Consider the following 11,872-nt stretch of genomic DNA (forward strand, 5'->3'; position numbering starts at 1 on the left):
TGTGCTACTTCAGCTAAAATGGCACTGAATTCTTATTTTTTCAAGTGATACATTAAAATTTCATAGGGTGTCTTTCCCTTAAATGCACCATGTGGTCTATCAAAGTTATAAAAGTCTTCCCATTGCTTTATTTTTTTGTTCAAATCCACGTCGTCGGAGTAGTCCAATAGTTGATAGAACTCCTTTTTGTCCGTGAGGTGCGACCGTTCCACCTTTCCATTGAGCTGGGGTCTTCCGGGCTTTATATAACGGTGCTCCATGCCAAGGTCCTTCACATGCCAATTGAACTTGGATTGGAATTCATGCCCATTGTCGGTTTGGACGGTATGGATTCGGAACGGGAACATACCGACCACATAATCCATAAAGTCAATGGAACTTGATTGGTTGTGCCTTTCATATACTTTCAACGCTCTGATACGTGTGCAATCATCAATCGCCGTGTACTGATACCTTTTTATCTTTTTTCCTTCTTTGGTGTGGAAAACCAAGAACTTGACGTCTACTTGAACATGGTGGCCCGGGGTTTTCTTGGCATAGCGTTTAGGTCCCATCGCTTTTCTGGTAACGGCTCGTTCGAGCGGCTTGATACCATTCCTTTTCAGGGTTCTGTAGACACTTGATTCAGAGACATTGATACTGTGATATCTTTCCAAATACCATTTGATGCGCCATGTGCCAAGTTTGTATTCCTTTCTAAGGTCCAATATCAGATCAACCGTTTTCTGATTGATTCTATTGGGGTAGGTATCAGCTTCCCTCTTTTTCCTTAAAAGACCCTTTGCTCCATGTTTGTCAAACTTTCTTTTCCAATTAAAATAGCTGCTCCTGCTAACATTGAACATTTCACAGGTCTCCTTGACCTTTCCATAATCTTTTGCAAATTCAAGTACTCTTAGTTTGAACTTCCATCTTAAGTATTGCTCAATTTCTCTTGTCTTTTCCATGTCAAAAGTGTCTCTTGATTTATTATCAAAATAGTACACTTTTAGTTGACGTAGTCACAGATAAAGTATTAGTAACATACAACACACCTTCTAGATTGGGATGCGAATATTCATAATCGGGATAACTAAAGTTTTTAAAAACCAAAAAATCTCTTAGAGCTCCTTCCGTATTTACCGCATCAATATCATTTTGAAATTGTGTAATGAAATTTTGGAAACTAACTTTCGACTCAATCCTTTTGCTACTAGAATTTATTATGAACTCATATATTGGATTTTTAATTTTCCTCAAATAATCACTTAGGGCATTCCAATTTGCTTCAGATCCAATTTCATGATCCTTAATCAATAAGCTAGCTTCTATACTCCAAAGACTTATACCAAATTTGGTCTCAATTTGAACAAGTAACTCCTTAGCGTTGGTAAAGTTTTCAAGTAAAATGCTTTTATCGAATTGGCATTTTAATTTTAAGAAATCATTTATTTCTTGTAAAAAATTATCTATAATCCAAGTAATCCATCTAAACTCGCTCTTCAAATCGTTTAAAAAGCTAAATGGATCTTTAATATAGATGCTCTCTATTGATTCAAAAAAAGGATTCTGTAGTATATATCTACCTATTAATGGGTTAATTCTTAAAGCATCTTTGTAATGACCAGATGGGACATGTAACTTAATCAGGGCAGCTTTTTGTGCCAAACTTAAGGTGGGGTTACTTATTATATTCCGAGTAATTTTCCTATAATCCATTATGGTATTCTAAGGGTATAAATTCGCATGTTTAAGATAAGGAAAGCTACATAATTTTATCTCAACACCTTTCAAAATAACACTGTTTCATTACTTGAAATCAAGAAGTAACCAAGAAAAATAATTGGCTTATGAATTTAAGTCCTCTGAATGGAATGGAAGTATATTTTTTACGCATTAAACTTAACTTCTTTCATACCCGTTATGATAGCCGAACCTCTTTGCAAAAAAGGAGTCAGTGATGTATTAAAACTAGTTTTATTTTACATACAGAAAAATTCCTTTTATTTCATGATGCACTTTCAGATAATGTTGTTCCAATTCCAATTCTGAAACCAGCAAAGGCTTGGGCAATCCCCTTTCAATTTCTGGCCTCGGAAACTGTACCTTTCTATCCTTACCATCAGCGAATACCACAAACTCCCCTTGTTTCAACCGAAAGAACACCTCGGCCCTACGCTTGGACACCTCCTTCTCCCCTTCCGTTATCCGTCGTTCCAGGTTCAACCCCGAACTTTTGCTCACACTCCGGGTCGGTATCTTGACCAACTCAAAGAAGCGTTCGTAATATCGAGCCGTGTCCGGGTCATTGACTTTCCCAAAAAACTGATACGATAGATTGGAGAGTATCGCTTTACTGGCCTTCTCCCCGTACATCATATCATTTTGGATCTTGTCCTGAAGGACATAGACACTTACGATATCATAGCTCCGTAATGTAGCCGGTATCCTGTGCATGTTCAACAGCCGTAAGGTAGAGGCCTCCTCCAACAACATAAAAGAAGGTTTCCGGTTGCGTTGGCTCATCTGCTTGGAAATCGTATGGATGATGGTGGCGATCACAGGGGAAAGGGAAGCATCCTTTTGTGGATTGTTCACCAAGGCAATGACGGATGGGTGGTCTTCATTATTGATATCCAAGGAAATCTCATCAGCAGAAAGCACCATAAAGATCTTCCGGGTACTGATCTTTTTGAACCCATTCGCCAAGGTACTGAGTACCCCTGCTGTCTGTCGTTCGGACCCTATGCCACTGATAAAGGCATCGGCCATGGCCCGGGAGGTTATATTTTCTTTTAAGAATTTGATCAAGCTCTTGGTGGCCAATTGCTGAAAAACGGCCATGAGATGGGGCAGGGTACAATAGTGCGGATAATCGGTCTTTAACCTCCAAATCAATCCACTGATCAAGCCCTCGGCTGCATCCTTAAAAAAACGGGAAGTACTGTTCTCATCGGAGTCCCTATGCTCCATCAAGTTCTCCAACAGCACCCGGGACACCTCATGGACACTCTCCTCATCGGGCAGATATTTGGGATCGATGGGGTTCACACGATTATAGATGGGGCCAAAGGAAACAATCTTAAAGGGTACCTGCTCCCCATTCCATAAAGGATAGGCCATTTCCGTGATCTCAAAATCCTTGTAATCATGGATGACCCCGGAGAAATGCTCCTTTTGAAAATGCTTTAAAAAATTATAGATGACACTCTCGGTCTTACCGCTTCCTGCAGAAGCCATCACGGAGACCCCCCTTCGGATGTTTCCTAAAACCAGAGGCCTCCCCTTTACCCTCATTTTCACCTCAAAAACCTTTGAGGGTTTCTGATTGTCTTTGTAGTGGTCCACCAAACCATAGATTACCACATGGACAAAAAACAACGGCAACCAAAGGACCAATGATTCTCTTAATAGACCATCCCACCCCCTTAGTAAACCATTGGCCACGGCCAAAAGAACAATGCCAAAAACCCATATCACAAACCCATATTTGAGAAATCGATTTACTACAACCGAGATTCCTGCCCCGATCACCATACCAAATACTATTTCAACCCATCCTAAACTTTCCATATTTAAATTTTTTATATTCCAATGGATCCTGACTCCATGGCCTTTCCGATACCTTTTTTAAGTTGCATCATCGCTTTATAGGCCAACTGCGCTTTATTGGTGGGGATGCTAGGCACTTTGATTCCCGCCTTGAACAACAATTGTTTGGCAGCCTGTTTCTCGGTTGTTGGTAATCCCAAAAGAGCCGTAAAGAATTGCTTGGGATTTTTATCCAACAAGTTTCGGGCATGGTAGGTCTCCACAAAGTTCCGGCGGTACCCGAATTGTTTGTCAAAGGTCTTTTCAGCCGTCCGATAGAACTTGTCCCGGTCAAAGCCCTGTTTGACCTTCTCCCCATTGAGGGTGGTTTCCGAGGTGCGGAACTTGGAACCTGGGGAAAGGCTATGGGAGTTGGTCACATCCTTTCGGCTGACGATGATATGGATATGGCTTTGGTGGCCTTCCTTGGCCATGCCTGGAACGATACGTTTCCCGTTCTGTTTATGGGGTGCCTCCATTTCCAAGGCATTGATTTTTTCTTGAAGTTTGGCCATGTCCCCTTGCTCCCTACCCTCTTTGATGGCCCTGATCTGGTGTTGCAGTTCCAAAATCTTGCTGGCATAGGCCTGGTTCTCCTTGACCTTTTTGTCCTTTTCGGAATAGGTCCGCTCCCTTTCCAGTTTCGCGAAATACAATACCTCCTTGACCGTCACCTCTTTGTCCCTATAAAAGGAGGCCGCGTAGGTCTTCATCAGTTCCCGGGTATATTGTTTCAGCTTTTCGGGGTCATTTCCGATATGGTTGAGTTCAGCCTGGGAGGGACTGACCATGATGGAATAGAACTTGGGATCCCGTTTGGACAACTTGGACGTATTGGCATCGATCTCGGCAATGACCCGCTGGGCATCAATATTGTTTTCTGTTTGGTTGAAGAACAGTTCTTGATCTTCAGGGGCCTTCCCTTCGTTCTCCTTTTCCAGATACTTGACAAAATCACTGGCACTGCCATGATAGTTATCTCCCAAGTGTTGTCGTGTGATGGCGATGTACATGCTTATAGGTTTTTGAGTTTTGTACGGTATTGTTCTATGGCTCCGGGTTTGAGGTCCACTTTGAGGTGGTCCTTTCCGAAGCGGTTTTTGGTCACGGACACATGATCCAGGACATGCCCAAAATCAGCTTTCAATTCTTCCACCTGTTCCTTCAACCGTTCATGGACGATCTTGGGAACGGTGGTCTCTTTATCCAACAGCTCAGGATTGGTGGGCGTGTTGATCTCGGTCAGCTGCCTTTCAAAAAATTCAAAGTCCCCTTCCCATTCGTCCCCCTCCCCAGATTCCAGTTCCTGCTGAAAGAGGGCCTGCATCATACTGACCGTGGGCAGGGTCTGTTCCTTTTCGATGCTGCGCATGATGGCCACCATGGCATTGAAGCGTCGCTTCATGAACAATTTCATACTGGCGATGGTCTCCCCAAAATGTTGTTCCGGGGAGATCCCATGGCGTTCAAAAAACTCCACCATGGCCAACAAGGTCATGGAATGGGACTTTCCTTGCCGTTTGGAAAAGCTCCGAAATTTCAGGGCCACCGAGATTTTGATCCTCAGTCCCGCAAACGTCTCTTTTTCGTAACCCTTATCCATTTTTTCAACAAAAATTCCTTGGTTTTACTGGGCCCGGCCCATTTTTTCAACAAAAACCGAATGCCCCAAGTTTTCTAAAATGCCCAAAACCCCTATAAACAGGGCCTTACGGAGCAACCATGATCGGTAGCGCTGCGCCAGCACGCTATCCTCTTGCTTCTCCTTTTTGCGCCAAAGGCCCAAAAAGCATCGCACAAACCATCTTAAAAAGACAGCCGTCCCTTTTCATATTTTACCCTATGGAGCACGGACTTTTGGAAAGTCAGATCAAGTTGGGTTGCCGTGCAAACTTTGCTACGATGTAGCATCTTAAATATACCCACATTCCTTCAGGCACAAAAATGCGTTCTGCGGGCAAATGGCATCATTTGCCCGCAGTAAATATGAAACGTCCATTTTTGGGTTTCCACAACGTCGGGAGTTCCACGGGAACGCCAAAAAAAAGACCCTTTTTCAAGGGTCTTGTTCCCGTCAGTCCTCCGATGGAACAGTATTGGTCTGTTCCCTGTAATACTCATACCGAAATATCCAGAGATTGACCACCAGGGAGTAGGTTTTGTCCACCGTGGCATCCGCTGTCTTTTTGACAACGCTTTTCTTTGGATGTTTCTTTGCAGGGATTTCCAATGACTTTTTTACAATTGCTTTCATAATACATGATTTTAGATTATTAATTATTTGAGGGCATCCCCGCACTTCCCAAAAATTTCAGCTCAAAAGGAAACGGAAGGAGTGAGGTACGAACGGTTTATGCCGTAGTCTTTTGATGGGAACATTTTTGAAGGGCGAACTTGCGGTCAAATAAGGGATAGGTATACTTTGGGGTTGCCCAATACTTTGCAAACAAGAATTTCCCAAATTGGTTTTTGGGTGTTCGACCCACCTAAAAACCAACCATGAACCCATAAAAAAAGCCCATCGTGATGGATGGGCTTCGATGGTGTGTTTTGGCATTCACATATTGAATACGAAATCATAACTGTAGAGATTTCGCATTGCCTCTTCTTCCAAGAGGGTATCATAGTCCTTATCATGCGTTTCTGCAAATTGGAGCAATTCGGTCCCGGAACGGCTTTCCACATCTTCTTTGGATACGGAAAGCAAACGTTCCTGGGTCTCGCTATCAAGGTTGGTAAAGTTCAAATAGACCATTATTCAAAACTTTGATAGTTCATTGCTCACAGATCATATAGGCTTGGATCGAACCCATCGGGGTAATACCTTGGGTCATATTGTTCTTCCAACCATTTTTCAAATTCCATCATTTCTGTATTCGCTGTATTCGCTTCCATGACCATTGGATTAAAGAATTCCATTATCAGCAAAACTGTAATACCTACCATCAGGCGCAAGGATGATATGGTCCAAAACCTTGACATCAAAAAGCTGTGCCGCCTCTTTGATCTTTTGGGTCAATTGTTTATCCTGATAACTGGCCTTGAGTTGTCCAGAAGGATGGTTATGGGCGAGGATGATCCCCACGGAAAGGGTCTTTAGGGTAATGGCAAAAAGGATGCGCAGATCTACCAAGGTACCTGTGATGCCCCCATGGGATAGTGGATAAATGCCCTTTACCTTGTTGGACTGGTTGAGCAGCACGATCTTAAAGGTCTCGTGCAGGCCTATGGTCTTGTTGTCCCAATTTTGGAACAATAGATTCGCCACCTCATTGGAGTTCGTCACGGACAGGGATTTCAGCGTGCTGAGTTTTTCCCGATAACTGATCTGTATTTCATTGACACGGTGTTCCATTTCAAATGTGTTAAGGATGAAAAAGAAAGGAATGCCCAAAGACTGGACACCCCCTATCCATTTTACTCGGTGGTATTGTTATCACCACCGCCCAAAAGCAGGATCTCACTGGCCACCACTTCGGTCACATATTTTTTATTGCCCTCTTTGTCCTCATAGGATCGGGAGGTCAATTTCCCTTCGATGGCAACTTCCTTGCCCTTGGTCACGAAGCCTTCGATGATGTCCGCCAGTTTTCCCCATGCGATGATGGTGTGCCATTCGGTATTGGTCACCCGTTCCCCTTCGGAGTTTTTGTAATGTTCGTTGGTGGCCATGGTGAACCGTGCCACACGTTTGCCTTTGTCAAGGTCAGTAATGGTGGGGTCTTGCCCCACGTTTCCGATCAACTGCACTTTGTTTCTCAATGTACTCATGATAAAAAGTTTTAAAGGCCTGCTATCTTCCAGTATGGATAAATCAGCAAACAGGGTTAAAAATTTCCCCTCTATTTTTTTGGTCATTGTTTCCCAAATTTTAAGGGGCGTTTGTTTGCTTCTTACGTGCGTAGCACAATAAAAGAAGGGGGGTTCTGTCAAGGCTTTTGGACAGAAATCGGGAGGCTCCGCGACGTAGCAAAACCTTTAGGTTTTCAAGGAAGTGGAAACCCTATTTGTGGACAAAACCTGTCTTGGCCTTGACAGGTTCGATAAGGGCCTTAGGAATTCCTTCAGACCCATTGGCAAGGGAGCGTACGGGAAGTTAAGCGAGTGCAGGCAATGGTGTCCTGATAGGAAGTCCTTGGGCACTGCCCTGTTTTTCGATGCCCCGAAAAACAACGAGGGCTTCTTTTATTATGGACCCCTTAAAATTTGTTGGGCGGACGGACGGATTTGCGGCCTTTCCCGGCAAAGCCCCAAGAAGGGTTTGCTAAGGAAGGGCGCACCAAAGATCCGTTTGGACGGCTTCCGTTTTGACCAAATGAAGTTTCATCAAACATTACGACAATAAGGGAACAAACGTATTGGAGTTACCCTACGACCGGATTATTTATCATCCTCAGTGATAAGCATTTCGTAATTGTTCGGATACGGTTTTTTATGCCCGGAAGCTTTCATATTGTCTCATAAGTCCTGTCGCCGTTTCTCGAAGAATCAGACCCCTAACCTTCCTGAAGTCCCCTCCAATACACGGACAGTTGTTTGGGTGACACAACCTGCGAAGCCTCTCATGTACAATTTTATTGAAGGTCTTGGCGAACCATGGGGCTGCCAACAACGGCTGAAATATAAGTTAGCCCAAAAAATGGTTCCTCTTTGAAACTAAGTGTTCCACTTCATCCGCTGAAGTCGAACAGCATTCAATATTGCCAATAAGGCAACCCCCACATCAGCAAAAACTGCTTCCCACATCGTGGCTAGGCCTCCCGCTCCAAGGATGAGCACAAATGCCTTCACGCCAAAAGCGAGCCCAATATTTTGCCAAACTATCTTTCGGGTGGAGCGTCCTATTTTAATGGCTCGTGCCATCTTGCTCGGTTGGTCGGTCTGAATGATGACATCTGCTGTTTCAATGGCCACATCACTACCCAAGCCTCCCATGGCAATGCCCACATCGCTGATGGCCAGAACGGGCGCATCATTAATGCCATCGCCCATAAAGGCCACTTTGGTGTCTGATTGTTTTTTGAGTTCTTCGACTTCGCCGAGCTTATCTTCTGGCAACAGGCCGCCCTTTGCCCAATCAAAGTTCAACTTTTTCGAGACTTGTTGCGTTATGGAATCTTTGTCACCCGAAAGCATTATGATTTTCGAAATCCCGGCATCCCTGATTTGTTGGATGGCTTGATGGGCATCTTCCTTGAGTTCATCTGCAATGGTAACATAGCCTGCAAATTTTTCATCAATGGCCAACATTACAATAGAATCTACAATATCATCGGTTTCTGAAGGTACATCAATGTTGTTTGAGGCCATTAGGGCTTTATTGCCCACCAGCACTGTTTTCCCATTGACCGTTCCCCTTAATCCCTTTCCTGCAACTTCCGATACATCGGTTGCCTTTATATCCGTGCCTTCGGCTTTGTATTCCAAAATTGCTTTTGCTATGGGATGGGTAGATTGTTCCTCCATGGCCATCAGGTATTTCATAAACTTGGCTTCCTCAAATTGCGCGGTCTTGATCTCCTTGATTTTAAAAACCCCTTTGGTAACGGTTCCCGTTTTGTCCATCACTACCGTGTTCACTTTGGTGATTGCTTCCAAAAAAGATGCACCTTTGAAAAGAATCCCATTTCGGGATGCCGCTCCCAGACCACCAAAATAGCCGAGCGGAATGGAAATGACCAAGGCACAGGGACAGGAAACCACTAGGAATATTAATGCGCGATAGAGCCAATCCCTAAATACATAGTCATTTAGAAAAAAGTAGGGCAAGAACGTTAATCCAATGGCAAGGAAAACCACAATGGGCGTATAAATTCTTGCAAATCTTCTAATGAACAGTTCTGTCTTTGATTTTCTGGCTGTAGCGTTTTGTACCATATCCAAGATTCGAGTGATGGAACTGTCCTTGAATTCTTTGGAGGTTTCTACATCGATAACACCCTCGAGATTAATACTTCCGGCATAGACTTTTTCGTCTCTATTTATCGTATCGGGCTTACTTTCGCCAGTAATTGCCGCCGTATTGAGGGAAGCTCTTTCGGATAAGAGAATGCCGTCCAAGGGGATTTTCTCACCCACACGTACTTGTATCCTTTCGCCAATCTCGACGGTTTGGGGATTTACGGTAACGAAATTCCCGTTACGAAGCACCAAAGCTTCGTCCGGTCGCGCATCCAAAAGGGCCTTAATATTTCCCTTTGCCCGATTGACTGCTGCATTTTGGAACAGTTCGCCCACGGCGTAAAACAACATTACGGCCACGCCCTCTGGGTATTCGCCTATGGCAAAGGCTCCTAGAGTGGCAAGGGACATCAGGAAAAATTCAGTAAAGAAATCACCATGCTTTATACTGTTCCAACCTTCTTTGATGACAGGAAAACCAACAGGCAAATAGGCAAGGGTGTACCATGCGATCCTTATCCAGCCCTTGAAAAACGGAAAAGCATCAAAATAGTCCACTGCTATGCCGATGATAAGCATTACAAAACTGAAAATGGCCGGTAAATAGGTCTTGAATTTAGATACACCTTCAGGACCGTCATGGTTATGGCCACTTTCGTGTCCGTGTTCGCCCTGGCGTTCCTTTGAACCAAGATCACGTAGTTTTACTTTTTTCTTTTTCATAGACGGTAAGGTCGTTATTTGTTTCATGCAACGGAAGTGCAATTATTGCCCGCTGCATTTGTCGCAGATTCCCTTAATGACCAAATTGGCATTTTCTGCCACATACCCATCAGGTAGATTGATATGGGGAATCTTATGCTCAGTGAGACAGACCGTTTCATCACAGTTATCGCAATGAAAGTGCAAGTGCAGATCTTGTTCCATTTCACAATTGCAACCTGGTTCGCACAGGGCATACTTTGAAATATTGGTGCCATCATCTATTTGGTGCACAATGCGTTTTTCCTCAAAGGTCTTCAGGGTCCGGTACAATGTGGTTCTGTCCGCTTTTGAGAAAGCGTTCTCCATATCGGTCAGGGCAATGGCCACTTCCTTTTCAGCCAAATATTTATAGATCAAAATACGCATCGCCGTTGGGCGTACACCTTTGTTTTCCAATGTTTTTTCAATTTCTGTCATCATATTGTAATTTTATCAATGGCTATGTCCCGCATCCCCTTTTTTCATTTGGGCCATTAAATAGTAGGCATTGTTGTATGCAAATGTAGTATTTGGCCCAACGGAATCTACAAAATCGATGGCGACCCAATCCCCGTCATTTGGGCCTGTGTTAATTTCGACAGGTTTGAAGCTCCAGTCATTGCCTTCACGCTCCGCTTTAAAAATATACTTCTTTCCCTCGTTCGAACTTATTGCACTTTCAGGCACCGCAACGGTCTCGGATTTTTGGATTTCAATCCGTCCTTCAACATACATCCCTGGAATCAGCTGCCCTTCCTTGTTCTCGATTTCAGCATGGACGTGTATCGCTTTGGGATTTTGCTCGAAAGTTTTCCCTACGGAATAAATTTTCGCAGTAAGTTCCTTTCCGGGAATGGATTGTACATTGAAGGATACTTGCTGCCCTACCTTTACTTTGTACACATCCTTTTCAAACACCATTAAATCGGCATGGACGTGATGGGTGTCAACGATTTCAAATAGGTCGGTCTGCGGTTCTACATACTGTCCGGTCTTCACCGCTACGTTTTGGACAAATCCCTCAATGGGACTTCGCAATGCCACCCGTTGGTAAATCGTACCGTTTCTCACCCCGGACGCACCAATGTTCAATTGTTGCAACTGTGCTTCCAATCCCTTTGCCAGGCTTTGGGATGCCCGGTATTCCGCTTCGGCCTTTTGAAAGTTGGCCCCGCTGCCCACCCCGGCATCATACAGGGTTTTTTGTCTTTCAAATTCCTTTTTCAGAAACTGGCTGTTACTGTAGGCGTTCAGGTAATCGGTCTGTTTCTGGATGATATTGGGGTGGGACAAATAGGCGACCGTTTGTCCCTTTTTTACTTTGTCGCCTTCAATGACCTCTATGGACACCACATTGGCACCCACGACCGTCGTAATGGTCGCTTCATTCTGAGGTGGGACCTCCAGTTGGCCATTGGCTTCCACATACTGCTTCATAACACGTTGGGCGACGGTATCGATTCTCATGTTAAGATTCCGGCACTGCGCCTCCGTAAGCATGGCTTCTTTGGCTTCACTTTCTTTGTGCATTTCGTCCATTTCAGGTTTTTTTTGCTTTGCTTCTTCAGTATCGGCTTTGGAATTCCCACAGGAAGCAAGTACCAAGAGCATCGCCACAAGCCCAATAACGTTATATTTAAAAAGATTGTTCATTTGT

Annotated in this window: 13 protein-coding genes; all 13 read right to left on the reverse strand. The window is 44.0% G+C overall.

All coding sequences use genetic code 11. From position 1 onward, the window contains the following. Positions 1-32 precede the first annotated feature (32 nt). Entirely contained in the window at positions 33-947 is a 915-nt protein-coding gene (locus tag D2V05_RS06380; RefSeq protein WP_119646114.1) for an IS481 family transposase, read from the reverse strand. A 25-nt stretch (positions 948-972) separates the two neighbouring features. Further along, entirely contained in the window at positions 973-1,647 is a 675-nt protein-coding gene (locus D2V05_RS06385; protein ID WP_147378242.1) for a hypothetical protein, read from the reverse strand. Positions 1,648-1,956: 309 nt separating this feature from the next. After that, on the reverse strand, positions 1,957-3,552 hold the full coding sequence (locus D2V05_RS06390) for a type IV secretory system conjugative DNA transfer family protein (protein WP_119618880.1): 1,596 nt from the start codon (positions 3,550-3,552) through the stop codon (positions 1,957-1,959). An 11-nt stretch (positions 3,553-3,563) separates the two neighbouring features. Further along, the gene (gene mobB / locus D2V05_RS06395) at positions 3,564-4,583 is read right to left on the reverse strand and encodes a MobB family relaxase (RefSeq protein ID WP_119618879.1); all 1,020 of its coding nucleotides are present in this window, start codon (positions 4,581-4,583) and stop codon (positions 3,564-3,566) included. 2 nt (positions 4,584-4,585) lie between these two features. Next, the gene (locus D2V05_RS06400; RefSeq protein ID WP_119618878.1) at positions 4,586-5,173 is read right to left on the reverse strand and encodes a BfmA/BtgA family mobilization protein; all 588 of its coding nucleotides are present in this window, start codon (positions 5,171-5,173) and stop codon (positions 4,586-4,588) included. A 24-nt stretch (positions 5,174-5,197) separates the two neighbouring features. Then, positions 5,198-5,368, reverse strand: coding sequence for a hypothetical protein (locus D2V05_RS19655; RefSeq protein WP_183114795.1), 171 nt, complete (start codon positions 5,366-5,368; stop codon positions 5,198-5,200). A 276-nt stretch (positions 5,369-5,644) separates the two neighbouring features. Further along, on the reverse strand, positions 5,645-5,824 hold the full coding sequence (locus tag D2V05_RS06405) for a hypothetical protein (protein ID WP_067036202.1): 180 nt from the start codon (positions 5,822-5,824) through the stop codon (positions 5,645-5,647). A gap of 303 nt (positions 5,825-6,127) precedes the next feature. Next, positions 6,128-6,325 carry a hypothetical protein gene (locus tag D2V05_RS06415; RefSeq protein ID WP_090294768.1) on the reverse strand — a complete coding sequence of 66 codons (198 nt, stop codon included), beginning with the start codon at positions 6,323-6,325 and terminating at the stop codon, positions 6,128-6,130. Between the two features lie 150 nt (positions 6,326-6,475). Then, on the reverse strand, positions 6,476-6,925 hold the full coding sequence (locus D2V05_RS06420; protein ID WP_119618872.1) for a JAB domain-containing protein: 450 nt from the start codon (positions 6,923-6,925) through the stop codon (positions 6,476-6,478). A 62-nt stretch (positions 6,926-6,987) separates the two neighbouring features. Continuing rightward, positions 6,988-7,341, reverse strand: a complete 354-nt coding sequence (locus D2V05_RS06425; protein WP_036385938.1) for a single-stranded DNA-binding protein — start codon at positions 7,339-7,341, stop codon at positions 6,988-6,990. A gap of 885 nt (positions 7,342-8,226) precedes the next feature. Further along, positions 8,227-10,194, reverse strand: a complete 1,968-nt coding sequence (locus D2V05_RS06435; RefSeq protein ID WP_119646828.1) for a heavy metal translocating P-type ATPase — start codon at positions 10,192-10,194, stop codon at positions 8,227-8,229. A gap of 42 nt (positions 10,195-10,236) precedes the next feature. Next, complete coding sequence (locus D2V05_RS06440; RefSeq protein WP_067036187.1) at positions 10,237-10,653, reverse strand: Fur family transcriptional regulator; 417 nt, start codon at positions 10,651-10,653, stop codon at positions 10,237-10,239. Between the two features lie 15 nt (positions 10,654-10,668). After that, entirely contained in the window at positions 10,669-11,868 is a 1,200-nt protein-coding gene (locus tag D2V05_RS06445) for an efflux RND transporter periplasmic adaptor subunit (RefSeq protein WP_119618874.1), read from the reverse strand. Between the last annotated feature and the right edge of the window lie 4 nt (positions 11,869-11,872).

Origin of the sequence: Flagellimonas pelagia, assembly GCF_003584135.1 — a bacterium.
Taxonomy (GTDB): domain Bacteria; phylum Bacteroidota; class Bacteroidia; order Flavobacteriales; family Flavobacteriaceae; genus Flagellimonas; species Flagellimonas pelagia.